Origin of the sequence: Nocardiopsis sp. NPDC050513, assembly GCF_044457925.1 — a bacterium.
In the GTDB taxonomy this organism is placed as follows: Bacteria; Actinomycetota; Actinomycetes; order Streptosporangiales; family Streptosporangiaceae; genus Nocardiopsis.
In genome coordinates, this window is the sequence record NZ_JBITHK010000001.1 from 545,742 (window position 1) to 569,234 (window position 23,493).

Consider the following 23,493-nt stretch of genomic DNA (forward strand, 5'->3'; position numbering starts at 1 on the left):
GCGCCCGCGCCCGGTCCCGTCCGGGCGCCGTCGGCGCCCCGCGCGTCCCCGCCCCGTGCGGACACGGCGGGGGCGGTGGCGCCGCCCGCCCCGCCCCCGCGACCGAACCGCCGTCAGGCGAGCTCGCGCTCCGCCGCCTCCACGACGTTCACCAGCAGCATCGCCCGGGTCATCGGGCCCACGCCGCCCGGGTTCGGGGACAGGTACCCGGCGACCTCGGCGACCTCCGGCCGCACGTCGCCGACCAGGCCGTCCTCCGTGCGGGAGACGCCGACGTCCAGCACTGCCGCGCCCGGCCGGACCATGTCCTCGGTGATCAGCCCGGGCACACCGGCCCCGGCGACGATGACGTCGGCGCGGCGGGTGTGCTCCGCCAGGTCACGGGTGCCCGTGTGGCACAGGGTGACGGTGGCGTTCTCCGATCGGCGGGTCAGCAGCAGGCCGAGGGGACGGCCCACGGTGACGCCGCGGCCCACCACGACCACCTCCGCGCCCCGGAGCGGCACGTCGTAGCGGGTGAGCAGCTCCACGATGCCGCGCGGGGTGCACGGCAGCGGGGCCTCCTGCATCAGGACGAGCTTGCCCAGGTTGGAGGGCTGGAGCCCGTCGGCGTCCTTGGCCGGGTCGATGAGGCCCAGCACCCGGTTCTCGTCCAGGCCCTTCGGCAGCGGCAGCTGCACGATGTAGCCGGTGCAGTCCGGGTCCTCGTTCAGCTCGCGGACCGCCCGCTCCACGTCCTCCTGGGTGGCGTCGGCGGGCAGGTCGCGGCGGATGCTCGCGATGCCCACCTGGGCGCAGTCGCGGTGCTTGCCCTGCACGTAGGAGTGGCTGCCCGGGTCGTCGCCGACCAGGACCGTGCCCAGGCCGGGGGTGACGCCCTTGGCCCTCAGCTTGGCCACGCGCTCGGCCAGGTCCCCGCGGATGGCCTTGGCGACGGCCTTGCCGTCGAGAATCGTCGCGCTCATGTCGGCTCCTCGCGTCAGTGGAAGAAGTGGCGGGTGCGAGTCATGTACATGGTGATCCCGGCCGCCTTCGCGGCGGCGACGACCTCCTCGTCACGGACGGAGCCCCCCGGCTGGACGACGGCGCGCACCCCCGCCTCGGTGAGGATCTCCAGACCGTCGGCGAACGGGAAGAAGGCGTCGCTCGCGGCGACCGAGCCGGTCACGCGGTCGCCCGCGCGGGTGACCGCCAGGCGCGCGGAGTCGACCCGGTTGACCTGGCCCATGCCCACGCCCACGGTGGCGCCGCCGGAGGCGAGCAGGATGGCGTTGGACTTGACCGCGCGCACCGCGCGCCACGCGAAGGCGAGGTCGGCCAGGGTGGCCTCGTCGGCGGGCTCTCCCGCGGCCAGCGTCCAGTGCGCGGGGTCGTCGCCCTCGGCGTCGATCGCGTCGCGGGACTGCACCAGCAGGCCGCCGCTGATCTGGCGGTTCTCCACGCCCGAACCGAAGCCGGGGGTGTCCACGACCAGGAGGCGGATGTTCTTCTTCCTGGTCAGGACCGCCATCGCCTGGGCGTCGAAACCGGGCGCGACGACGACCTCGGTGAAGACCTCGGAGATCTGCTCGGCCAGTTCGGCGCGGACCGGGCGGTTGGTGGCGATGACGCCGCCGAACGCCGACACCGGGTCGCAGGCGTGCGCCAGGCGGTGGGCCTCGGCGTTGTCCGCGCCCACGGCGATGCCGCAGGGGTTGGCGTGCTTGATGATCGCCACGCACGGCCGGTCGAAGTCGTGGGCGGCGCGCAGGGCGGCGTCGGCGTCGACGTAGTTGTTGTAGGACATGGCCTTGCCGTGCAGCTGCCGCGCGCCGGCCAGACCGGTCGCCGGGGCGCCGTCGACCGTGTACAGCGCCGCCTTCTGGTGCGGGTTCTCGCCGTAGCGCAGCACGTCCTGGCGGGTGTACCCGATGCCCAGGTAGGCCGGCCAGCCAGACTCGGCGGTCGCGTCGTCGGGGGCGTAGGAGCCCGCGAACCAGGAGGCGACTGCCGCGTCGTAGGTGGCGGTGTGGCGGAAGGCGAGCCCGGCCAGGCGCTTGCGCTCCTCCAGGGTGAACCCGCCGTCGCGGACGGCCTGGAGGACGGCGTCGTACCCGGCGGGGTCGACCACGACGGCGACGCTCGCGTGGTTCTTGGCCGAGGCGCGGACCATCGCGGGGCCGCCGATGTCGATCTTCTCGATGCAGTCGGCCTCGGACGCGCCGGAGGCGACCGTGTCCTGGAAGGGGTAGAGGTTGACCACGACCAGGTCGAAGGGGGCGATTCCCAGGCGCTCGACGGTCGCGACGTGGTCGGGGTTGGTCTGGTCGGCGAGGAGGCCCGCGTGGACGTTGGGGTGCAGGGTCTTGACCCGGCCCTCCATGATCTCCGGGAAGCCGGTGACGTCCTCGACGGGGGTGACGGGGATGTCCGCGTCGCGCAGCCGCGCGGCGGTCGAGCCGGTGGAGACGATCTCCACCCCGGCCTCGGCCAGGCCGATCCCCAGCTCCTCCAGACCGGTCTTGTCGTACACGCTGATCAACGCACGCCTGATGGCCTGCTGGGTCACCGCTGCTCCTTCGTGTCGGTCGCGTCCGTGACGCTGTGCTCGGTGCGGCCGAACCGCACGTGCCTGCCGTCGACCGTCCAGCCCTCGCGGGCGAGCCGGCCGACCGTGTCGACCAGCATCCGCCGCTCCACGGCCTTGATCCGCTCGTGGAGGCTGGACTCGTCGTCGCCGTCCTCGACGGGGACCGCCACCTGGTCGATGATCGGACCGGAGTCGACGCCCTCGTCGAGGAAGTGGATGGTGGTGCCGGTGACCCGGACACCGTGGGCGAGCGCGTCACGCACGGCGTGCGCGCCGGGGAAGGAGGGGAGCAGCGCCGGGTGGATGTTCACCGCGGCGTGCCGGCCGACGACGGCGGGGCCCAGAAGGCGCATGAACCCGGCGGAGACCACGAGGTCGGGCGCGTACCCGCTGATCCGGTCGGCCATGGCCGTGTCCCACTCGGCGCGGTCGGAGTAGTCTCGGAAGGGGACGACGAACGTGGGCACACCGGCCTTCTCGGCCAGTTCGATGCCCCGGGTGCCCCGTCGGTCCGAGCCGACGGCGACGACGTCGACGCCGTACGCGGGGTCCTCGGCCGCGTCGACCAGGGCGGCCATGTTGCTGCCCGTGCCCGATATGAGGACGACCACTCGCGCGGACAATGCTTCTCCCAGTGTGTAGAAGGCGGTGCGGGAGCGGGCTCCCGTGTCCGGGGGCGCCGGGGGACGGCGCAGCATCCGGAAGGTCGCGCGCCCGTGCGGCCTCGCGCCCGGTCCGGGCCGCGCCGAGGGGCGTCGCTGGAGAGTGGCCCGCCGGTCCCCCCGCGGAGCGGTGCCCGCGGGGCCATGACGGGTGGCGGTCGAACCATGGCGGCCCGTCCGTGGTCCCACCCTATCGGTCCGGGTAGCGTCGGACCCACGGGGACCGGGCCTACGCTGCCCGGAACCGCACCCCACCGGGTTCCGGACGCGCTCCGGAACCGCTGACACCGAGAACGGTCCGCGCGGGCGGACGCGGACCACGGCGCCCGACCGGGGCGCGTCGAAGGAGTGAACCTGTGACCGACAAGAGCCCGGAGCCCCAGACCGACGGGCAGCTGCCCAGGGTCGAGCGAGGCGGCCTGTGGGGCCTCTTCCTGGGGATGGCTGGCCTCCTGCTCCAGCCCTACGGCGTCGTGCTGTCCGTGTTCGGTGTCGTCCAGGGGTTCCGTGCGCGCCGGGCCGCCCGGGCGAACAGCACGCAGGCGCCGGGCGCGCTGCTGAGCGTGGCCGTCGGGACGCTCGGCATCGTCATGTCGCTCGCGGTGACCTCGGTGTTCGTGGTCTACGACGAGCAGGTGCGGGCCTACCGCGACTGCTCCGCCCGCGCGCACACGGTGTCCACGCAGGAGCAGTGCGACGAGAGCTGGGAGTCCGAGACCGGGATGCCGCCGTCGCCGCTGTTCGCCAGCTGACCCCTCCCGCTCCGCGTCGTCCCCCGGGCGCACACCCGGGGGACGCGGTCGTTCCGGACGTCTCCCCACCGGAATCGGCTGTTTCGGCAAGCACCACACACCCCCAATGGGACTACACTTAGTATGCAATCGTTCACTAAATGTGTTGCACACGTGTGTGTGGAGAGGACCCGATGGACACCGACGCCCCTGGCCCGCCCGGACCGGAACTGAAGGAGTACACGGCCCTGCTGCGCCGCCGGTGGCGGATGGTCGGTGCCGGGGTCCTCGGGGGGCTGGTCCTCGCCACGGCCGGGGTGTTCGCGCTGCCCTCCACCTACGAGTCCACCGCCGCCGTCCAGGTCCGCCCGACCGGCATGGCCGAGTTCACGGGCGAGCGCTCCGGACGGCTGGCCGGTGACGTCAACCTCGACACCGAGGCGCAGATCCTCACCTCCGACCGCGTCTCGACCGCCGCGGCGCGGCGCCTCGCCGGGCCCGACTCCGCCCCGCCGAGCAGCGACGACCTGCGCGAGCGCGTGTCGTTGTCCGTTCCGCCCAACAGCAACGTGCTGGAGATCACGTACACGGCCCGCACCCCGGAGGCCGCGCGCGACGGGGCCGCCGCCTACGCCGAGGCCTACCTCGAACAACGCGAGGCCGAGGTCGGCGACCTCATCGCCGCGCACCTGACGGCCCTGCGCGCGGAGCAGGAGGCCCGCTACCAGGAGCTGGCCGGGCTGCCCGACGCCTCCGACGTCCGTGCCGACGCCCTGCGCGCGGAGATCGCCGACCTCGGCCGCGGCATCAGCCCGCTCAGCGCCCTGCGGGAGACCGTCGAACCCGGCCGGATCATCACCCCCGCGCGCCTCCCCGAGGGCCCGACCAGCCCCGTGCTCCCCGTCTGGGTGGCCGGCGGCGGCGCCCTCGGCCTCCTCGCCGGACTCCTGCTCGCGTTCGCGCGCGACCGCCTCGACCCCGTCCTCCGCGACACCGGGGACACCGCGCGGATCGGCCGTGTGCCCGTGCTGCTGGACCTGTCCGCGGCGGGCGACGCCGCCTACGGCCCGCCCTCCGACGACGGCCCCGCCGGTCAGCGCGTCAACCAGTGCGCCCACGCGGTGCGCGCCCGCGTCCCCTCCCCCGGCGTCCTGCTCGTGGCCGCCACCGCCCCGGGCCGATCGGGCCCCGCGGCCGCCCTCCACCTGGCCGCGGCGCTCGCCCGCACCGGCTCGGACACCCTGCTCGTCCGCGCCGACCCCGTGCCCGCCGCCACGACCGACCCGCTGGACCTGGCGGAGGGCCCCGGCCTGGCGGAGGCGCTCCTGGACGGTGAGGACCCCGCCGAACTGGAGGTCCGGCCCGACGCCGCGCCCCGGCTGCGCGTCCTGCGGTACGGCCGTCCCGGCACCGTCGCCCCCGTCCAGGGGACCGCGATGCCGGAGCTGCTCGACCTGCTGCGCGAGGGGGCCGAGTACGTGGTCGTCGCCGTGCCGCCCGCCGCCGAGCGCGCCGACGCCCACGCCCTGGCCGCCTCGGCGGACCTCCTCGTCCCCGCCGTCGAACTGGGCCGCACCCGCCGCGCCGACCTCGCGTCGCTGGTCGCCGTGGCCGCCCGGTTCGACCTCGCCGTCGCCGGTGTCGCCGCGCTGCCCCGCCAGCCCCGCGCCGACGCCCGCGCCGAGGCCGCCCCGAACGGATCCACCGACCGGGGGGAGGCCGCCGCGGAGTCCGCCCCGGAACGGGACCCCGCGCGGGAGACCGAGGCCACCGCGCAGGAGACCACCGTCGGCGCGACCGCGGCCGAGGACGGCGCCTCCGGCGAGACCACCGCGGAGTCCGCGTCGGACGGGACCGCCGACCGCGGCGGGCCGGACCCGCAGGACACCGCCGCCGACGCCGTCGGGGCCTCGAACTGATGGCGGCTCCCGCCACCCCGCGTCCCCTCCCCGGGGCCGGGGTCCCGATCGCCCCTCCCCCGGTCGCCGGACGGCCCGTGGTCTGGCTCCTGGCCGGGTACCCGCTCTGGTGGGCGCTGGGCATGGGCCAGTTCGCCTACTGGCTGTTCGCCGTGCCGATGGCGGCGGAACTGGTCCGACGCCACCGCACGGTCGGCCTGCGCCTGCCCCCGGGCTTCTGGATGTGGGCGCTGTTCCTGCTCTGGTGCGTGCTCGGCCTGGCCATGGTCCCCCTGGACGTGCCCGACACGGTTCCCGGCAGCGGCGGGCTCGCGGGCGCGGTGCTGCGCGTCGCCAACTACCTGGTGCTGACCGTCGTCATGCTCTACGTCGGCAACCTGTCCGAGCGCGAACTGCCGACGCGGACGGTCGTGTGGTCGCTGTCCGTGCTGTGCCTGGCCACGATCGCGGGCGGCTACCTGGGCATGCTCGCGCCCCGGTTCGAGTTCACCGCCCCGCTGGAGTACCTGCTGCCCGGCGCGCTGGCCGCCGACCCCTACCTCCAGACCCTCGTGCACCCCGCCTCCGCCCAGATCATGGACATCTTCGGGTACGAGTCGGCCCGGCCCAAGGCGCCGTGGGAGTACACCAACATCTGGGGCTACATGGTCTCCCTGCTCCTGGTGTGGCTCGTGGTCGGCTGGGTGCTCCAGGGGTCCGTACTCACGCGGTGGGCCGCCCTGGCCGCCGCGGCCGCGTCGGTGGTCCCCGTCGTCCACTCCCTCAACCGCGCACTGTGGGCCGGGCTGGTGCTGTCGCTGGCCTACGCCGCCGTCCAAGCGCTGCGCCGCGGCCGCGTGCTGCTCGTGGGCGCCTGCGCCGCCGCCTGCGCGACCGCGCTGCTCGTGCTGGCCGTGTCGCCGTTGGCCGACGTGGTCCGCGCCCGGGCCGACAACCCGCACAGCGATGACGGCCGAGCGGCGAGCAACGCCGCGTCCGTGGCCGCCGCCGACCTGTCCCCGGTCGTCGGCTGGGGGACCACGCGGGAGATGGCGGGCAGTTCGGAGTCGATCGCCATCGGGCCGACCGCCGACTGCCCCGGCTGCGGCCAGCACGTCATCGGCAACGCCGGTCAGCTGTGGATCACGCTCATCGCCAACGGATGGGTGGGCACCGCGTTCTTCCTCGCCTTCCCCGCCTGGACGGCGTGGCGCCACCGGGCCACGACCTCCCCGGCGGGGCAGGGCGCGCTGCTGACCGTGCTGTTGCTGTTCTGGTACATGTTCTTCTACGTCGCGCTGATGTCCCCGCTGGCCGTCACCATGGTCGCCGTCGCCCTGCTCTGGCGCGGCGACCCGGGACCGGCGCCCGGCCTGGACGCGGCGCGCGCGAGCGGGGGTCTTCGGTGAACAGCGAGACGACCTACCTGACGGATCTGGCGGCGGTCCTGTGGCCGTGCGGCGGGCTGCTCGGTCCCGGGGACGGGGGCGTCAGGCGCCTCGTCCGCCAGGAACGCGGCAACCAGTACCTGCCGGTCCCCAACGCGCGAAGTCCGCGCGTGATCCTGCCAGCGCACGACCGCTCGGCGGCCCTCCGGGGCATCGCGTCCTTCTGCCGGGGGCACTCGTTCTCCGAACGCACGCGCGCCGCCCTGCTCACCGGCGCCTTCGCGACCGGGCTCGCGCCCCTGCTGCTGCGGGACCGCCTGTACGTGGGCGCCGGGCCCGGCATCGAGCACGCGCTCACCTCCGCCCTGGACCGGCGACTGGCGATCGCCATCCACCTCGGGCCGCCCCGGGCCAACCGCAAACCCGTCCTGCTCCTGCTCACGCCGGGTGGGCGGACGATCGGGTACGCCAAGGTCGCCGTGAACGACCTGACGTCGCGGCTGGTGCGCGCCGAGACCCGCGCCCTGCGGCACCTCGCCGACGCCCGGCTGCGGGACGTGACGGTCCCGCGCCTGCTCTACGAGGGCGAGTGGAACGGCCACCCCCTGCTGGTCCAGGAGGCGCTGCCGGTCGGGGACCAGACCGACCGTCCGACCCGGCGCCAACTGCTGCGCTGCGTCACCCAGATCATCGAACTGGCCCGCGTGCGCGAGCGGCGCCTGTCCGACAGCCCGTACCGGATCTCCCTGGAGGAGCGGATCGCGGCCCTGGGGTCCCGCCCAGAGGCGGCCCCGCTGCGCGCGGCGCTCCGCCGTCTGCCGGACGTGACCATCCCCTTCGGAGCCTGGCACGGGGACCTGACCAGGTGGAACATCGCCAGCACCGCCCGCCGGGCGTTCGTGTGGGACTGGGAGCGGCTGGCCCTGGACTCGCCCGCCGGATTCGACGCCCTGCACTACGACCTCAACGAGTGCGTCCAGGCGGGGGTGCACCCGGGCGTGCACCGGTGGCTGGACAGCGGTTCGCGGCTGCTGCGCGACCCGCTGATCGCCGAGACGGGGCTGCGCCCGCACACGGTGTCCACGGTCATGGCCCTGTACCTGATCGACCTGGCCACCCGCTACCTGCACGACCGCCAGGACGAGAGCGGCGGCCACCTGGCGTCCGTCGACGACTGGCTGCTCCCCGCGCTGGAGGGCCTCCAGGAGAGAGCGACGCACGAGGCCGCGCACACGGGGTGACGCCGCCCCGACCGCCCCAGTGCCGCCCAGACCGGCCCGCCCCAGGACGGGCCTCCCGCCACGACCAGCGAAGGACACCGTGATGCCCGTGGACACGCCGCCCGCCGCCCTCCGCCACCTGTCCGACCCGGCGCGTCGGGTGCTCCTGCCCCTGGCGGACGGGCTGGGCGGCGTGACCAGCGCCGCGCGCGCCCTGCCCGACGTGCTCATCTGCGGCGCGCAGCGGTCGGGGACCACGTCGCTGTTCAAGGCGCTGGCCCGACATCCGGCGGTCACCGGCCCCACGCTGCGCAAAGGAGTGCACTACTTCGACGTCGGTTACGCGCGGGGCGTGGACTGGTACCGGGCGTGCTTCCCGATGCGCGCCTCGCTGCGGGCCCGACGCGGACGCCCGCGCGTGCTCGCGATGGAGTCCAGCCCCTACTACCTGTTCCACCCGCTGGCAGCGGAGCGGATCGCCAGCACGCTCCCGGGTGTGCTGGTCGTGGTGATCCTGCGCGACCCCGTGGAGCGCGCCTACTCCGCGCACGCGCACGAGAGCGCGCGCGGCTTCGAGACCGAGCCGTTCGAGCGGGCGATCGGCCTGGAGGAGAAACGGCTGTCGGGCGAGGAGGAGCGGCTTCTGGCGGATCCCGGGTACTACTCGTTCGCCCACCAGCACCACGCGTACCTGGCCCGCGGGAGGTACGCCGACCAGCTCGCGCGGTTCGAGCGGCAGCTGGGCCGGGAGCGGCTGCACGTGGTGGACTACGGGGACCTGTTCGACGGCACCGCGCGGGCGCTGGCCGGGATCGAGCGGTTCCTCGGCCTGCCGCCCGGCCCCGGCGCACCGCCCGGGCGACACAACGCCCGCCGGCGCTCCTCGATGCCCGAGCCGCTGCGCGCCGAGCTGACCGCCCGGTTCGCCGAGAGCGACACCCGACTGGCCGCCTGGTGGGGCCGTACCCCCTCGTGGCGCGCGTGACCGCCACCGAGGACGCCGCGGGCGCCGGACTCCGGCGCGTCCTGCGCGGCGGCGTCCTCAACATGGCGGGCGCCGTCGTGGGCGCGGGGCTCAACCTGGCGCTCATCGTGGCGATCACGCGGGCGTTCACCCAGGAGACCGCGGGTCTGCTGTTCTCGGCGACGTCGGTCTTCCTCATCGCGGCGACCGTGGCGGGCGCGGGGGCTCCGGACGGCCTGGTCTACTTCATCGCCCGCCTGCGCGTCGTCGGCCGGACCGACGGCGTGGCCCGGCTGCTCCGCGTGGCGATGGGCCCGGCCGTGGCCGTCGCGGGGCTGACCGGCGTGCTGATGGTGGTCTTCGCCGATCCGATGGCGCGGGCCCTGTCCTCCGAGGACGCCGCGACGTACCTGCGGCTGCTGGCGGCGTTCGTGCCGTTCGCGGTCATGGTCGACACCGCGCTGGCGGCCACCCGCGCGCACCACGACATGGCCACGACCGTCGTGGTGGACAAGGTGGGCCGGCCGCTGGCCCAGCTGGGGCTGGTGGGCGCGGTCGCGCTGTCCGGTTCGGCCGGGCTGCTGGCGCTGGCGTGGGCGGGACCCTACCTCCCGGCGGGGGTGCTGGCGTGGTTCTGGCTGGGACGGATCCTGTCCCGTGCGGCGCCGGGATCCGACGCCCCCGGCGCCGCCCGGAGCGACGCCGAGGTCCGGTCCGGGGAGTTCTGGGCCTTCGCCCTGCCGCGCGCGGTGGCGGGGGTCGCGCAGATGGGCGTCCAGCGCGGCGGGGTCGTGCTCGTGGCCCTGCTCAGCGGCCTGACCGGCGCGGCGGTGTACACGGCCGCCACGCGGATCATGGTGCTCGGCCAGTTCGGCAACCAGGCCGTGCTGTCCGCCGCGCAGCCGCAGTTCGCCGAGCAGCTGGCGACGGACGACCGCGCGGGCGTGCGGTCGCTCTACCAGGCGGGGACGTCGTGGCTGGTGTGCCTGACCTGGCCGCTGTACCTGTCGGCGCTGGTGTTCGCGCCCCAGGTGATGGCCCTGTTCGGTGCCGGGTACGCGGCGGGGGCGGACGCCCTGGTCGTCGTGTGCGCGGGACAGCTGATCGGGTCCGCGTTGGGGATGGGCGACCTGATCCTGGCGATGACCGGGCGCAGCGCCCTCAACCTGGTCAACAACGTCCTGGCGCTGGTGGCCAACCTCGCGGTGTGCGTCTGGCTGGTGCCGTCGACGGGCGCGACGGGCGCGGCGGTGGCACTGGTGGCCTCGGTCGCGGTGCGCAAGGTGCTCCCGCTGTGGCAGCTGCGGGCGAGGGTGGTCCTGCACCCGTTCGGCGCCCCGGTGATGGTCGCGGCGGGCAGCGCGGTGGTCTGGTTCGGGGCCGTCCCACTGCTCGCGGTGGGTCTGCTGGGCCAGGCGACGGTCGCGCTGGCGGTGTCCGCGGCCGTCGGGGCCGTGGGCCACCTGGCCACCGTGTGGCGACTGCGCGCCCACCTCGACCTCCGCCTGCGGAGATGAGACGGACGGGCTCTCCAGACCACCCGACCCACTACGTTGAGTTATGCCATGATGACTCCATGTCTGCTCGACCGGTTCTCCTGGTCGCCTCCAGCGGCGGCCACCTCGCCCAACTCCTGTCCCTGAGGCCCTGGTGGCGGGACAGGACGCGACTGTGGGTGACCTTCCGCACGCCCGACGCCGAGTCCGCCCTCGTCGGGGAGAACGTGCGCTGGGCCTTCCACCCCACCACCCGCCACGTCGGCAACCTGCTACGGAACACGTGGCTGGCGATGCGGGTGCTGCGTGAGGGGCGGCCCATCGCGGTCGTGACGACCGGGGCCGGGGTGGCGCTGCCGTTCTTCGTCCTGGCCTGGTTCCTGCGGGTCCCGACGGTCTACATCGAGGTCTACGACCGGCTCGACACCCCCACCCTCACCGCCCGTCTCTGCCGCCCCTTCACCCGGCTGTTCCTGGCCCAGTGGGAGGAGCAGCGATCGTTCATGCCCAGCGCCATCACGGTAGGACCGCTCCTGTGACCGAACCGACCACCCGCACGACACCGAGCCTCGACGCCCACGACCATCCGGACGTGGTGTTCAGCCTCGGCACGGACCACCACGCGTTCGACCGGCTGGTCCGATGGGCGGACGACTACGCCCGCCGCCACCGGGACCTGCGCGTGCTGGTCCAGTACGGGCACAGCTGCCCACCCGAGCGCGCCGCGGGGACCGCGTTCCTCGCGGGTGAGGCTCTCGGCGAGCACATGCGCGCGGCACGGGTCGTGGTCACGCACGGAGGACCGGGCACCATCGTCCAGGCGCGCGCGACCGGCCATCTGCCGATCGTCGTGGCGCGCGACCCCGAACTGGACGAACACGTCGACGACCACCAGCTCCTGTTCGTCACCCGGCTGGAGGAGGCGGGCAGGGTCAGGTCCTGCTCGACCCCCCAGCAGCTCGCCGCTCTGATCGACCGGGCGCTCGCCTCCCCCGACGACTTCCGCGTCCGCCCCGGCGAGGACGGCGGGCCCGAGCGCGCCGCCCGGCGCGCCGGCGAGCTCATCGACCTGCTCACCGAGGCCCCCGGAGCGCCCCGCACCGCGACCGTGACGGCGCCGGTCGGCGGCGACTGGCCCGAGGTGACCGTCGTCGTCCCCACCCGGGACCGCCCGGAACTGCTGCGCCGCACCCTGCGCGGGATCCGCGAACAGGAGTACCCCGGGCGGATCACCACCATCGTGGTCTTCGACAACGACCAGCCCGACACCTCGCTCGCCGAGGACGACGGCGACCGCCCGGTGCGCGTGGTCACCAACACCCTCACGCCCGGGCTGGCCGGGGCGCGCAACACCGGGGTGCTGGCCGCCGACACCGACCTGGTCGCCTTCTGCGACGACGACGACACCTGGCTGCCCGACAAACTCCGGGCCCAGGCACTGGTCATGATGGCCGAACCCGAGACCGAGATGGTGTGCTGCGGCATCCGGGTGGTCTACGACCGGGTCGAGGCCGAACGCGTCCTGGACCGCACCTCGGTCACGTTCGGCGACCTGCTCGGCTCACGGCTGACCGAGCTGCACCCGTCCACGTTCCTCATCCGCCGCCGGGCGATGATCGACGGGTGCGGTGCGGTGAGCGAGGAGATCCCGGGCAGCTACGCCGAGGACTACGAACTGCTGCTCCGCATGGCGCGCCGGGGACCGATCCGCAACCTCGCCGAGCCCGGAGTGCGCGTGCTGTGGCACCGCAAGTCGCACTTCGCGGGCCGGTGGCGGACCATCTCCACGGCGCTGCGCTGGCTGCTGGAGCGCTACCCCGAGTTCTCCCTCGTGCCGCGCGGGTACGCGCGCGTGGCCGGCCAGATCGCCTTCGCGGAGGCGGCGTCCGGCCGACGCGTCGAGGCGCTGCGCTGGATCCGGGCCACCCTGCGGCACCGGCTCACCGAGGGCCGCGCCGTGGTCGCCCTGCTCGTGGTGTGCGGCGTGCCCGCGGGCTGGGTTCTGCGCGCGCTCCACCTGCGCGGCAAGGGGGTATGAGGGCGCGGACGGCCCGGCGCGGGAAGCGGCGTTTCCCACAGCGGATTCCCGTTATCCGTCGGCCCCGCGGCGTCCACCTGCGCGTCCTCCGCCGCGGAGCCCCGAACGGCCGGCGGCGCCCTCCCGGCGACCAGGGCGCACCTGGGTAGCGTAGCGGCGCGGCGCACACCCGAAGCTCCCCGCTCCGCGACCGCGCGCCCGTCGCGGTCGCGCCCGGTGCGTCCGCCACGTCACCCCCACGCGAGAGGGCGGATCCATGACCGCGTCCCCGGCCACGCAGCTGAGCAGGCGCGCCCTGCTCACCACGACCGCGACCACCGCCGCGGTCGGCACCCTCGCCGCCGCGGGGTGCTCCCCGCCGCCGACCGCCGCGACCCAGAGTGCGGCGGACACCGCGGAGGCGGCGGGCTTCGTCCACCCCGGCCTGCTGCACACGGAGGGGGACTTCACCCGTATGGCCGCGGTCGTGGCCGACGGCGCCGACCCCTGGATGTCGGGCTGGGAGCGGCTGACCGCCAACGGACGGTCGCACGCCACGTGGCGGCCGCGCCCGCTGGCGAGGGTCGTCCGGGGCGGTGAGGGTCAGAACTACCCGCAGTTCTACAAGGACGTCCACGCCGCCTACCAGAACGCGCTGCGCTGGAGGGTCAGCGGGGACGAGGCGCACGCCGAGACCGCCCGCGACATCCTCAACGCCTGGTCGGCGGAGCTGACCGAGGTGACCGGCAACGCCGACCGGTACCTGGCGGCGGGCATCTACGGCTACCAGCTCGCCAACGCGGCGGAGATCATCCGCGACTACGAGGGCTTCGACCTGGCCCGCTGCCAGGACCTGCTGCTCACCCGCTTCTACCCGCTCAACGACCGCTTCCTGCGCGAGCACAACGGCGCCTGCGTCACCAACTACTGGGCCAACTGGGACCTGTGCACCATGGCCTCGATCATGGCGACCGGCGTGCTGTGCGACGAGCGGGCCCTGTTCGACCAGGCCGTCGACTACTTCGAGACCGGCGAGGGCAACGGGGCGATCCGCAACGCCGTCCCGCACCTGCACGACGGCGGGCTCGGGCAGTGGCAGGAGAGCGGGCGCGACCAGCCGCATTCGCTCATGGGCATCGGTCTGATGGCCTCGATCTGCGAGATGGCCTGGAGCCAGGGCGTGGACCTGTACGGCTACGACGACAACCGCTTCATGAAGGCGTGCGAGTACGTGGCCCGGTACAACCTGGGTGAGGACGTCCCCTTCACCCCCTACGAGTGGGGCCACCACACGACCTGCGCCCCCCGGGTGCAGGAGGTGGTCTCCGACGCGGGACGGGGCCAGGTCCGGCCGGTGTGGGAGATGGTCTACAACCACTACGCCGTCCGCCAGTGCCTGGACGTGCCGAACGTCGCGGCCATCGCGGAACAGCAGCGCGCCGAGGGCGGCGGCGGCGACTACGGGGACGCCAGCGGCGGCTACGACGTCCTCGGCTTCGGCACGCTCGCCTACACCCTCTGACCGGCCGACCGGACACACGAACGGTGCCCGCCGCCGCGAGGGGCGGGCACCGCCGGTCAGCGGGTCGGCTCTAGCCGTTCCACAGGCCCCCGCACCTGTCGGGGGTGCTCGGGCCCCCGCCGTCCGCCGTATCCTCGTCTCCTCCGGTCTCCTCGTCCTCATCCCGGTCGGAGGCGCCGGCCTCCGGAGCGGGACTCTCCTCCACCGCGGCGGCCTCGGGGGCTCCGGTCTCCTCCGACGATCCGACCGGCCCGGGCTCGGGCGCGGAGCCCGCGACGTCGCGCTCCCCGCACGCGGACACCGCGAGCATCGTCGTCAACGCCAGACCCACGGCCACGGGGCGCACGGCGAACCGTCCCCCGAGGTTCCTCACACACAACATCGTCGTCCTTCGGTCACTGGACGGCGCCCGGTTCGGCGCCGTTCGGACAGGAGACGCCGCACGGGCGGCCCGGCTAACGGAAAAACGCGCAAGAAGTGGAGACCCGATGCGGACGGACGGACACGACCTCGTCATCGCGGCCCGGGCCGGCGACCAGCGGGCGATGGACGCGCTGGTCGCCGAGTACCTGCCGCTGGTCTACAACGTCGTGGGGCGGGCACTGGACGGCCACGCGGACGTGGACGACGTCGTCCAGGAGACCATGGTCCGCGCCGTTCGGGGCCTCCCCCGTCTGCGGCGGCCGGAGGACTTCCGCTCCTGGCTCGTGGCGATCGCGATGCGGCAGATCACCGACCGGGGGCGGGCCCGCCAGAGGGTGCTCGCGCGCAGCCGGACTCTGGAGGAGTCGGAGGAGGTCGCGGATCCGGGGGGCGATTTCGCCGACCTGACCGTCCTGCGGCTGGAGCTCACCGGCCAGCGCCGCGAGACGGCCGAAGCGACGCGCTGGCTGGACCAGGACGACCGGAGGCTGCTGTCCCTGTGGTGGCTGGAGGCGATGGGCGAGCTGACCCGGGGCGAGCTCGCCTCCGCGCTCCGGTTGTCGAACGCGCACGCGGCCGTGCGTGTGCAGAGGGTGAAGGAGCGGCTGTCGGCCGCGCGCGCCGTGGTGCGGGCCCTCGACGGACGGCCGCTCTGCGCGGATCTGGCGCCGCTGGCGGACCGCTGGGACGGACGGCCGGGCCCGCTGTGGCGCAAGCGCTTCTCCCGCCACATCCGTGAGTGCGCCTCCTGCGGGAACGCGTTCACCGGCCAGGTGCCCACGGAACGGCTGCTGGCCTCGTTCTCGCTGGTGCCCGTGCCCTTGGCCCTGCTCGCCCGCCCCGACCTCCTCGCCGGGGCGGCAGCGGCGGCCCACAGGAGTCTGGGGCTCCAGGCGGTCGGCGGCACGGTCGCGGCCAAGCCCCTGGCCGCGGGGATGGCCACGGTGGTCGCCGCCGCCGTCGCCGCGGTGGCGGTGACCGTGTCCGTGCCGCGTGAGGATCCGCAGCCGCTCGCGCCGACGGTCGTGACGGCCACCGAGTCCGACGTGTCCGCCGCACCGGCCCCCTCGGCTGACCCCGGGCCCGAGGCGGACACCGGACGGGACGCGGCCCCGGCGGGGGAGGCGGCGGGCGGCCCCGCCCCGGCGGAGGAGGACGCGGTCGAAGGCGAGGGGGTGTACGGGTCGGTCGTGTCGGGGCCGGGGGACCTCCCGCCGAACGTCCGCCCCGGAGAGCTGCCGCGGCGCCCCGAGTCGGGCGTCCGGGTGGTGGACGGTATGCGGGCGGACCCCGGCGGGAACCACGTGATGCCGCACCGGGGCGAGTACGTCACGCTCTCCGGTCAGGGGTATGTCCGGGTCCGCTACCAGATCGGCCGCGACCGGACCGGGGAGATGATCATGCCCACCTGGACCGGGCTCGACGGGAGGCTGTTCCACGTGGCGTCGGGTGGCGGCCGTCGGATGGACGACACGCTGCCGGGCCACGAGGCGGGCTCCACCTGGATGGGCGACCCCGAGCGGGGGTATGTCGTCCTGCCCGACGGCGCCCGGCAGATGTGGCAGAGCGAGTTCTTCTACCTCGACGGGACCGTCACCTTCACCAACCACGAGCGCGGCGCCGACTACAACCTCGTCGTCCGGCCGCTGGACTGGTGGCGGGTCGACGAGGACGTCAACGCCGAACCCGGGTCGCAGGACGGCATCCTCCGCTACGGCGTGGTGCACGACACGGGTGACGACACCTGTCCCGTGCCCCAGTACCTGACCCGCGAGGCCACCGCGGACCCGGCGCGGGTGCCCCAGCGCTCCGAGGTCTGACCGCCCCGGATCACCGCGGCTGCCGGGCCCCGGCCCCCGGCCACGCGTCGCGCTCCACGAGGAACAGCACCAGCGCGGCGATGTTCCACGCGTCGTCCTCGCCCCGGTGGTGGCGGCCCTCCAGGGGCAGACCGGCCGTTCCCAACGCCGCGGCCATGCCGGGCTTCCTGGGGAGACCGAGGGCCTCCCCGAAGAGGCGCTTGGCGTTCGTGTGGCCCCTCCCGAACGGGTAGCCGGTTCCGGTGACCCGGCACTGGCGGGTGAACTGGTTGCGGTCGTAGTCACCCCAGCTGGCCCAGGGGCGCTCCCTCGCCCCGTGCTCCTCCACCAGCCACCGGCAGGCCTCGGCGAATCCCACGCCGGAGTCCACCTCGGCCTGGGTGAGCGAGGTCAGTTCGGTGCAGAACGCGCTGACCTCGGACCGCGCGGGCCGCACGAGCAGGCCGTGCCTGGCCACCCGTCGGCGTGCGTCCAGGTCGACGACGGTCAGTCCGATCTCGATGATCTCGTTGGCCCGCCCCGGCGGCGTGGAGCCCCTCCAGCAGGTCGCCTCGACGTCGACCACGTTCAGCAGGTTCCGGTCCATGCGGCGACCCTAGGAGGGCGCGCCGCACCTGTCACCCGGTTTTCGGCCCGGTCGGTCTCAGTCCCGGCTCTCGGCGTAGGCGGCCAGGCGGCGGACCCGGTCGGGCAGGTTGACGTAGGGGTCCCGGCCGGCCAGTTCGAAGCCGCGGCGGGCGTACTCGTTGGCGCCGATCCGGAAGTCGCAGCCGGCGACCTCGTCGTCCCAGACCTTGACCGCGCGCACCCGCTCGTACCTGCGCAGGACGTCGGGGATGTCGGCGTACCAGCGCAGGGTGTCGCGCGGACCGATGTCGGTGGTGCCCATCTCGCCGATCATGATCGGCTTGGCGGGGTCGATGCCGTGTCGGGGCCCCTCGTTCTGGAACCACTCGTAGGCGGGCCGGAGGGCGTCCTCGAAGGTGTGCACGTCGGTCCACTTGGGCATGAGCGGGCAGCCGGTCATGTTGTACGCCTCGTAGCTGATCCAGTCGACGCGGTCGTTGCCGGGCCACAGGCCGGGCAGGCGGTCGAGGTTGCCGCGCCAGCCGGTCACGTTCCACACCCAGATCGCGTTGTCCGCGCCCTCCTCGCGGTAGAGGTCGACGATGTGCCGCCAGGCGGCGACGAACTCGTCGGGGCTGCCGCGCCGCCGGTACCGCTTGTCGGCGTCGGCCTCGTGGTCGAAGGTGACGAAGTAGGGCACGCCCAGGTCGGCGATCGTGCGCGCCTGGGCGCGCAGCGAGTCGTCGAAGTCCCCGTCGGTGATGTCGTCGTAGTCGACGGCGGGGTGGCCGGGGCGTTCGAAACGGCGCGCCTCGATGTTGGTGTGCACGAAGCGGCCCTCCGCGATCAGCCGCCGCTCGCGGTCCCCCGGGACGTCCGCCTGGTCGACGCCGCGCCAGGTGTAGACGATGTCCATGCCCCGGTCGACGGCGGACTCCAGCGGCTCGACTCGGTTCTCGTTCGGGCTGGCTCCCCACCACACGCCGCAGGAGGGTTCGAGGATCTCGGAGACCGTGCACGCGGACTCGACCGGTGCGGGCAGTCCCAGGAGGGCGGCGGTGTTCCTTCCGGGCGTGTCGACGGGGAGGTCGTCCACCGGTCGCACGCGCGCCTCGGCCGAGGTTCCCGGCCCCGCCAGTGTCAGGGCGGTGAGCACGGCCCCCGCCGCCGCCAGTCCTCGTGTCGGTCTCCTGTTCACGGTCAACGCCCCCAGACGCAGAACTACGTACAGTACTTGGATAATGACTTTACGTTAAAATTCGGACACGCGGCAACCTTTCCGCCCATGGCGATTCCTTGCTTTCCCTGGTCAGTAGCCATAGCGCCCCCGGGCGGGCGCCGTCACCGCGCTCACCAGGCCCCGCCGCCACGGCGCCAGGGACTCCCGCCAGCCGTGGTCGGGGCGGACCCCGAGCGGCCCCTCCGCGAACCGCATCGGGTTGCCCGAGACCGCGTGCGTCAGCGACAACCGGACGTCCCCCTCCCCCACCGCCGGCGGCGCTCCCGCGTACCCGGCGAACTCGGCGATCCGGGCGAACTCGGCCGCCGGATCCGCGACGAAGTCCTCGTAACGCACGCGCAGGGTGGGCGTGCCGCGTCGGGCGAGCGCGTCCAGGGTCGCGTTCTGGGTCATCCACTGCACGGCCGCGCGGCCCGCCGAGTACCGCGCCATCTCCGGTTCGCTGCTGTCCGGGGAGGCGTCGGGGCGCGGCACGCGCTTGCCCCAGGAGTGGGCCACCGCCCGGGGGTCGCGGACCACGTGCAGGAGTCGCATCCGGGCCCCGTAGCGCAGCCGCAGGCAGGCCGCGAGCGAGGCGTGCTTGCTGGCGTCCACGACCACGTGGGCCCCGCTGACCAAGGCGACCGCCGAGTAGAGGCGGTGGTAGAGGTCGGTGTAGCGATCGCCGCGCGCGGCGAGGACGCCGCCGCCGGACCCGTTCAGGAGCACCGGCAGGTACCGCGTGCGGTCGACGCCGGCCTTGAGGCGGAGCACCGCGCCGGTGTCCAGGCGGTCCCAGCCGCCGAACGCCTCCTTGCCGACGTCCGACCAGAAGCCGCAGTCGGCGAACGGCTGCCCGCACCCGCAGCGCTCGTTCTCCACAAGACCGCGCCGCCACAGGTGCACGACCTCTCCGACCGAACAGAACCCGGGCAGCTCACCGAGGAGCCGTTCGATCAGGGTCGAACCGGAGCGCCCCATGCCGCCGACGAACACCAGACGATAGCCATCCACGGGTCAAGCGTAGGACGTCGGGTCACCGTGCGTGGCGAAAACGTGACAGGTGCGCCGGTCGGACGCGCGGTCGGGCGCCGGGAGGGGGGTGCGGGGGTCAGTGCGCCGCGGCGATCTCCGCCCAGGCGTGGGTCCCGTGGACGGGGTGCGGGCTCAGGCCCCAGCGGGCGGCGAGGTGGTCGACGATGACCAGCCCGCGGCCGGATTCCGCCTCGTCGTCGGCGTGGCGGTCCACGGCGTGGAGGAGGATGCGCCCGTGGTCGTGGACGTCGAGGCGCAGGGCGGGGGTGTCGCCGACCGACCAGGCGAGGTCGAGGTGCACGGGTGGGCGGCCGTGGACGACGGCGTTCGCGACGAGTTCGCCGACGACGAGCGCCGCCGACTCGACCAGGTCGGGGCGGCCCAGTCCGCGCAGGAAGCGGTCGACCGCGCGGCGGGCCGTGCGCGCGCTGTCGAGGACCCCGGGCAGTCGGTGGGACTCGCCGGGATCGGCGGTGGTGGTGGGGCCCGGTTCGGCCTTGGCTATGGAGGGCATCACGCCGTTCCTTCGAACAGGTACCGGTGTCGATCGCGGAGGTGGCGTGTGTCGCATGCCACTCGGTCCAGTGGTGCCGGTCTCACGTGCACTGATGGTCCGAGAATGACCCACGCGTTGCCCTCCCGTAAACATTGTGATCATTGTGAATATTTCTGTTCATAGTGTTCACAGTGACGGGCCTGATCGGACAGCGGGCGCCGTCCTGGGCGCACGGGGCTCGCCCCCTCTCCGCCAGCGTGTGCGGCCCGACCGGGCCGTGGCCGGGATCATCCCCGAGCGCCTCCGGACGCCGGTGCCGCCGCAACGCGAAGGGGCCGCCCGAAGGCGGCCCCTGCCAGGTCGGATCGTCCGTGTCGGTCCTACTCCGCCTTGACGACCATGCCCGCGCCGACGGTGGCGTTGGTGGCCTCGTCGATGAGGATGAACCCGCCCGTCTGGCGGTTCTTGGCGTACTCGTCCACGAACAGGGGCTGCGTGGAGCGCAGCCGCACCCGGCCGATCTCGTTCAGCGCCAGGTGGTCGGCGTCCTCGTCCCGGTGCAGCGTGTTCACGTCGAGCCGGTAGCGCAGGTCCTTGACCATGACCTTCGCCGTGCGGGTCGTGTGCTTGACGATGAGCTTGGAGCGCGGCGTGAGCTTGCGCGCGTCCGTCATCCAGCACACCATCGCCTCGATGTCCTGCGACGCCCTCGGCGCGTTGTTGGGCCGGCAGATCATGTCGCCCCGCGAGATGTCGATCTCGTCCTCCAACAGGAGGGTGACCGACATCGGCGAGTACGCCTCGGCCACCTCGCCGTCGGCGGTCATGATCCGCGAGATCCGCGAGCTCAGCCCGGAGGGCAGGTGGGTCACCTCGTCACCCGGCTTGAGCACCCCGCCCGCGAGCTGGCCGGCGTAACCGCGGTAGTCGTGCAGTTCGGGGTCGTCCGACCTGTGCGGCCGGATGACGTACTGCACGGGGAAGCGCGCGTCGATGAGGTTGCGGTCCGAGGCGATGTGCACGTTCTCCAGGTGGTGCAGCAGGGACGGCCCGCTGTACCACGGCATGTTCTCCGAACGGCTCACCACGTTGTCGCCGTGCAGGGCCGACAGCGGAACGAAGGTGAGGTCGCACACGTCGAGCTTGCTGGCGAAGTCGGCGAACTCCGACTTGATCTCCTCGAAGCGCTCTTGGGAGTAGTCCACCAGGTCCATCTTGTTGACCGCCAGCACCAGGTGCGGGACCTGGAGCAGGGAGGTGAGGAAGGCGTGGCGGCGGCTCTGCTCCTGGAGGCCCTTGCGCGCGTCCACGAGGATGATCGCCAGGTCGGCGGTGGAGGCGCCGGTGACCATGTTCCGGGTGTACTGGATGTGGCCGGGGGTGTCCGCGATGATGAAGGTGCGCTTGGGCGTGGCGAAGTAGCGGTAGGCCACGTCGATGGTGATGCCCTGCTCCCGCTCGGCGCGCAGACCGTCGGTGAGCAGCGCCAGGTTGGTGTGCTCCTCGCCGCGCGCGGCGCTGGTGCGCTCGACCGCGTCGAGCTGGTCCTCGAAGATCGACTTGGAGTCGTACAGCAGTCGGCCGATCAGGGTGCTCTTACCGTCGTCGACGGAGCCCGCCGTGGCGAACCGCAGGATGTCTTTGCTCATGCTTGCCTGGTCCAGGGTCGAAGTGGTGGGAGCTCGGCGGCTAGAAGTAGCCCTCGCGCTTGCGGTCCTCCATGGCCGCCTCGCTGGCACGGTCGTCCGCCCGGGTCTGTCCGCGCTCGGTGAGCCGGGTCGCGGCGATCTCGGCGATGATGTCGTCCAGCTCCACCGCCGTGGACTTGACCGCTCCGGTGCAGGTCAGGTCTCCGACGGTGCGGTAGCGCACGGTCTCGGCGAAGACGGTCTCGGTCTCGTCGCGCTGGATGATGGGCGAGTCGGCCAGGAGGATGCCGTCACGCTCGAAGACCCGGCGCTCGTGCGCGAAGTAGATGGAGGGCAGCTCCAGCCGCTCGCGCTTGATGTAGCTCCACACGTCCAACTCGGTCCAGTTGGAGATCGGGAACACGCGGATGTGCTCGCCGCGGTCGATGCGGGTGTTGAACACGCTCCACAGCTCGGGGCGCTGGTTCTTGGGGTCCCACTGCCCGAACTCGTCGCGGAAGGAGAAGACGCGCTCCTTGGCGCGGGCCTTCTCCTCGTCGCGGCGGGCGCCGCCGAAGGCCGCGTCGAAGCCGTTGTCCTCGATGGCCTCCAGCAGCGCGGCGGTCTGGAGCCGGTTGCGGCTGGCCCAGCGTCCGGTCGGCTCGCTGACCTTGCCCGCGTCGATCTGCTCCTGGACCGAGGCGACGACCAGGCGGACGCCCGCCTCGGCGACGCGGCGGTCGCGGAACTCGATCACCTCGTCGAAGTTGTGGCCGGTGTCCACGTGCATCACGGGGAAGGGGACGGCGCCGGGCCAGAAGGCCTTCTCCGCGAGGCGGAGCATGACGATGGAGTCCTTGCCCCCGGAGAAGAGCAGCACGGGCCGCTCGAACTCCGCGGCCACCTCGCGCATGACGAAGATCGCCTCGGCCTCGAGCACGTCGAGTTGGGAGAGCTGGTAGCGCCCGGGCGCCTGCTGACTGGACTGACCCATGAATCCGCCTTTGTGATACCGACACGGCCGACGGCGGAGGGCCTCTTCGGTCAGCCCCCCGCGTGCGGCCCCGCGCTGTCCAGGTCCGCACCGTCGCGGATGCTTGCCAACAACATACCCGACAATTCCGATCGACATACAAGGACATCGGGGAGTAGCGGATCGGCCACGTTGTAGCGCAGAGGCGACCCGTCGATGCGCGAGGTGTGCAGTCCGGCGGCGCGCGCGACCGCGACGGGCGCCGCGCTGTCCCACTCGTACTGGCCGCCCGCGTGCACGTAGATGTCGGCGATCCCGAGCATCACCGCGCAGATCTTCGCCCCCGCCGAGCCCATGGGGATCACCTCGGCGCCGAGCTGGTTGGCCATCCGCTGCACGAACGCGGGCGGCCGCGTCCGGCTCGCGGTGATGCGCAGGCGCTGGTCGCCGGGGCGCTCGTCCGGCAGCCACGGCGGGTCGACCGTGGAGACGGTGCTGCCCTGCGCGGGAAGGGAGACCGCGCCGGCGACGAGGTCGCCGTTCTCCCACAGCGCCACGTGCACGGCCCAGTCGGTGCGGCCCGCCTCGGCGAACTCCCGGGTGCCGTCGAGGGGGTCGATGATCCACACGCGCCGCGCCCGCAGCCGCGACAGGTCGTCGGCGCCCTCCTCGGAGAGCACGGCGTCGCTGGGGCGCAGTCGGCCGAGGGCGGAGAAGAGGAACTCGTGGGAGGTCCTGTCCCCCAGGGTGCGCAGCACCTCGGGCTCGGCGAACCCGTGCCTGGCGCGCAGGCGCAGCAGCAGCTGACCCGCCTCGGTCGCCAGGTCCCTGGCCACCTCATGATCGTTTCTGATGCTCTTCACCG

Annotated in this window: 21 protein-coding genes; 10 read left to right on the plus strand and 11 right to left on the minus strand. The window is 73.6% G+C overall.

All coding sequences use genetic code 11. The features are described from left to right. Positions 1–113: 113 nt before the first annotated feature. From ACIBFB_RS02380 to purN, 3 genes are read right to left on the minus strand one after another with little or no spacing between them, the layout of a single operon-like run. Positions 114–965, minus strand: coding sequence for a bifunctional methylenetetrahydrofolate dehydrogenase/methenyltetrahydrofolate cyclohydrolase (locus tag ACIBFB_RS02380; protein WP_397225275.1), 852 nt, complete (start codon positions 963–965; stop codon positions 114–116). A gap of 14 nt (positions 966–979) precedes the next feature. Next, positions 980–2,548 (minus strand): bifunctional phosphoribosylaminoimidazolecarboxamide formyltransferase/IMP cyclohydrolase, encoded by a 1,569-nt coding sequence (gene purH, locus ACIBFB_RS02385; RefSeq protein WP_397225277.1) that lies wholly within the window; start codon positions 2,546–2,548, stop codon positions 980–982. Beyond that, the gene (gene purN, locus ACIBFB_RS02390; protein ID WP_397225444.1) at positions 2,545–3,180 is read right to left on the minus strand and encodes a phosphoribosylglycinamide formyltransferase; all 636 of its coding nucleotides are present in this window, start codon (positions 3,178–3,180) and stop codon (positions 2,545–2,547) included. Before purN ends, purH begins: the two co-directional genes overlap by 4 nt. A 407-nt stretch (positions 3,181–3,587) precedes the next feature. Here purN and ACIBFB_RS02395 point away from each other — a divergent pair, with 407 nt between their 5' ends. The 9 genes from ACIBFB_RS02395 to ACIBFB_RS02435 all read left to right on the plus strand — a co-directional run bounded on the left by ACIBFB_RS02395 (position 3,588) and on the right by ACIBFB_RS02435 (position 14,467). Beyond that, complete coding sequence (locus ACIBFB_RS02395) at positions 3,588–3,983, plus strand: DUF4190 domain-containing protein (RefSeq protein ID WP_397225279.1); 396 nt, start codon at positions 3,588–3,590, stop codon at positions 3,981–3,983. A gap of 173 nt (positions 3,984–4,156) precedes the next feature. Continuing rightward, on the plus strand, positions 4,157–5,881 hold the full coding sequence (locus ACIBFB_RS02400; RefSeq protein WP_397225281.1) for a Wzz/FepE/Etk N-terminal domain-containing protein: 1,725 nt from the start codon (positions 4,157–4,159) through the stop codon (positions 5,879–5,881). Continuing rightward, complete coding sequence (locus ACIBFB_RS02405) at positions 5,881–7,269, plus strand: ligase (protein ID WP_397225282.1); 1,389 nt, start codon at positions 5,881–5,883, stop codon at positions 7,267–7,269. Before ACIBFB_RS02400 ends, ACIBFB_RS02405 begins: the two co-directional genes overlap by 1 nt. After that, the gene (locus ACIBFB_RS02410; protein WP_397225284.1) at positions 7,266–8,489 is read left to right on the plus strand and encodes an aminoglycoside phosphotransferase; all 1,224 of its coding nucleotides are present in this window, start codon (positions 7,266–7,268) and stop codon (positions 8,487–8,489) included. The genes ACIBFB_RS02405 and ACIBFB_RS02410 overlap by 4 nt, the downstream gene beginning before the upstream one ends. 82 nt (positions 8,490–8,571) lie before the next feature. Then, positions 8,572–9,453 carry a sulfotransferase gene (locus ACIBFB_RS02415; RefSeq protein WP_397225286.1) on the plus strand — a complete coding sequence of 294 codons (882 nt, stop codon included), beginning with the start codon at positions 8,572–8,574 and terminating at the stop codon, positions 9,451–9,453. Then, on the plus strand, positions 9,423–10,949 hold the full coding sequence (locus ACIBFB_RS02420) for a lipopolysaccharide biosynthesis protein (protein WP_397225288.1): 1,527 nt from the start codon (positions 9,423–9,425) through the stop codon (positions 10,947–10,949). Before ACIBFB_RS02415 ends, ACIBFB_RS02420 begins: the two co-directional genes overlap by 31 nt. A gap of 59 nt (positions 10,950–11,008) precedes the next feature. Beyond that, positions 11,009–11,467, plus strand: a complete 459-nt coding sequence (locus ACIBFB_RS02425; RefSeq protein ID WP_397225290.1) for a UDP-N-acetylglucosamine--LPS N-acetylglucosamine transferase — start codon at positions 11,009–11,011, stop codon at positions 11,465–11,467. Further along, positions 11,464–12,966 carry a glycosyltransferase gene (locus tag ACIBFB_RS02430; RefSeq protein WP_397225292.1) on the plus strand — a complete coding sequence of 501 codons (1,503 nt, stop codon included), beginning with the start codon at positions 11,464–11,466 and terminating at the stop codon, positions 12,964–12,966. The genes ACIBFB_RS02425 and ACIBFB_RS02430 overlap by 4 nt, the downstream gene beginning before the upstream one ends. 256 nt (positions 12,967–13,222) lie before the next feature. Further along, on the plus strand, positions 13,223–14,467 hold the full coding sequence (locus ACIBFB_RS02435) for an alginate lyase family protein (protein WP_397225294.1): 1,245 nt from the start codon (positions 13,223–13,225) through the stop codon (positions 14,465–14,467). 70 nt (positions 14,468–14,537) lie between these two features. Here ACIBFB_RS02435 and ACIBFB_RS02440 read toward each other — a convergent pair whose 3' ends face one another. After that, on the minus strand, positions 14,538–14,840 hold the full coding sequence (locus tag ACIBFB_RS02440) for a hypothetical protein (protein WP_397225296.1): 303 nt from the start codon (positions 14,838–14,840) through the stop codon (positions 14,538–14,540). A gap of 115 nt (positions 14,841–14,955) precedes the next feature. On the opposite strand from ACIBFB_RS02440, the gene ACIBFB_RS02445 reads away from it, so the two are divergent. Next, positions 14,956–16,710, plus strand: coding sequence for an RNA polymerase sigma factor (locus tag ACIBFB_RS02445; RefSeq protein ID WP_397225298.1), 1,755 nt, complete (start codon positions 14,956–14,958; stop codon positions 16,708–16,710). Between the two features lie 10 nt (positions 16,711–16,720). Here ACIBFB_RS02445 and ACIBFB_RS02450 read toward each other — a convergent pair whose 3' ends face one another. The 7 genes from ACIBFB_RS02450 to ACIBFB_RS02480 form a co-directional block, all read right to left on the minus strand. Next, entirely contained in the window at positions 16,721–17,296 is a 576-nt protein-coding gene (locus ACIBFB_RS02450) for an exonuclease domain-containing protein (RefSeq protein WP_397225300.1), read from the minus strand. A 57-nt stretch (positions 17,297–17,353) separates the two neighbouring features. Continuing rightward, positions 17,354–18,481, minus strand: coding sequence for a glycosyl hydrolase family 26 (locus ACIBFB_RS02455; protein ID WP_397225302.1), 1,128 nt, complete (start codon positions 18,479–18,481; stop codon positions 17,354–17,356). Positions 18,482–18,586: 105 nt separating this feature from the next. Next, on the minus strand, positions 18,587–19,477 hold the full coding sequence (locus ACIBFB_RS02460) for a sulfotransferase (RefSeq protein WP_397225446.1): 891 nt from the start codon (positions 19,475–19,477) through the stop codon (positions 18,587–18,589). Positions 19,478–19,607: 130 nt separating this feature from the next. After that, a complete protein-coding gene (locus ACIBFB_RS02465; RefSeq protein ID WP_397225304.1) occupies positions 19,608–20,045 on the minus strand; it encodes an ATP-binding protein in 438 nt (145 codons plus the stop codon). A 362-nt stretch (positions 20,046–20,407) separates the two neighbouring features. Beyond that, complete coding sequence (gene cysN, locus ACIBFB_RS02470) at positions 20,408–21,691, minus strand: sulfate adenylyltransferase subunit CysN (RefSeq protein ID WP_397225448.1); 1,284 nt, start codon at positions 21,689–21,691, stop codon at positions 20,408–20,410. Between the two features lie 25 nt (positions 21,692–21,716). Continuing rightward, positions 21,717–22,649, minus strand: a complete 933-nt coding sequence (cysD, locus tag ACIBFB_RS02475; protein WP_397225306.1) for a sulfate adenylyltransferase subunit CysD — start codon at positions 22,647–22,649, stop codon at positions 21,717–21,719. A gap of 50 nt (positions 22,650–22,699) precedes the next feature. After that, positions 22,700–23,491 carry a 3'(2'),5'-bisphosphate nucleotidase CysQ gene (locus tag ACIBFB_RS02480; protein ID WP_397225308.1) on the minus strand — a complete coding sequence of 264 codons (792 nt, stop codon included), beginning with the start codon at positions 23,489–23,491 and terminating at the stop codon, positions 22,700–22,702. Positions 23,492–23,493 lie beyond the last annotated feature (2 nt).

Bases quoted from the DNA above. Each gene is read 5' to 3' on its own strand.
- cysD (WP_397225306.1), bottom strand. From the start codon at position 22,649: ATGGGTCAGTCCAGTCAGCAGGCGCCCGGGCGCTACCAGCTCTCCCAA.
- ACIBFB_RS02445 (WP_397225298.1), top strand. From the start codon at position 14,956: ATGCGGACGGACGGACACGACCTCGTCATCGCGGCCCGGGCCGGCGAC.
- ACIBFB_RS02465 (WP_397225304.1), bottom strand. From the start codon at position 20,045: ATGCCCTCCATAGCCAAGGCCGAACCGGGCCCCACCACCACCGCCGAT.
- ACIBFB_RS02450 (WP_397225300.1), bottom strand. From the start codon at position 17,296: ATGGACCGGAACCTGCTGAACGTGGTCGACGTCGAGGCGACCTGCTGG.
- ACIBFB_RS02425 (WP_397225290.1), top strand. From the start codon at position 11,009: ATGTCTGCTCGACCGGTTCTCCTGGTCGCCTCCAGCGGCGGCCACCTC.
- ACIBFB_RS02435 (WP_397225294.1), top strand. From the start codon at position 13,223: ATGACCGCGTCCCCGGCCACGCAGCTGAGCAGGCGCGCCCTGCTCACC.
- ACIBFB_RS02400 (WP_397225281.1), top strand. From the start codon at position 4,157: ATGGACACCGACGCCCCTGGCCCGCCCGGACCGGAACTGAAGGAGTAC.
- ACIBFB_RS02415 (WP_397225286.1), top strand. From the start codon at position 8,572: ATGCCCGTGGACACGCCGCCCGCCGCCCTCCGCCACCTGTCCGACCCG.
- ACIBFB_RS02405 (WP_397225282.1), top strand. From the start codon at position 5,881: ATGGCGGCTCCCGCCACCCCGCGTCCCCTCCCCGGGGCCGGGGTCCCG.
- ACIBFB_RS02460 (WP_397225446.1), bottom strand. From the start codon at position 19,477: ATGGGGCGCTCCGGTTCGACCCTGATCGAACGGCTCCTCGGTGAGCTG.
- ACIBFB_RS02380 (WP_397225275.1), bottom strand. From the start codon at position 965: ATGAGCGCGACGATTCTCGACGGCAAGGCCGTCGCCAAGGCCATCCGC.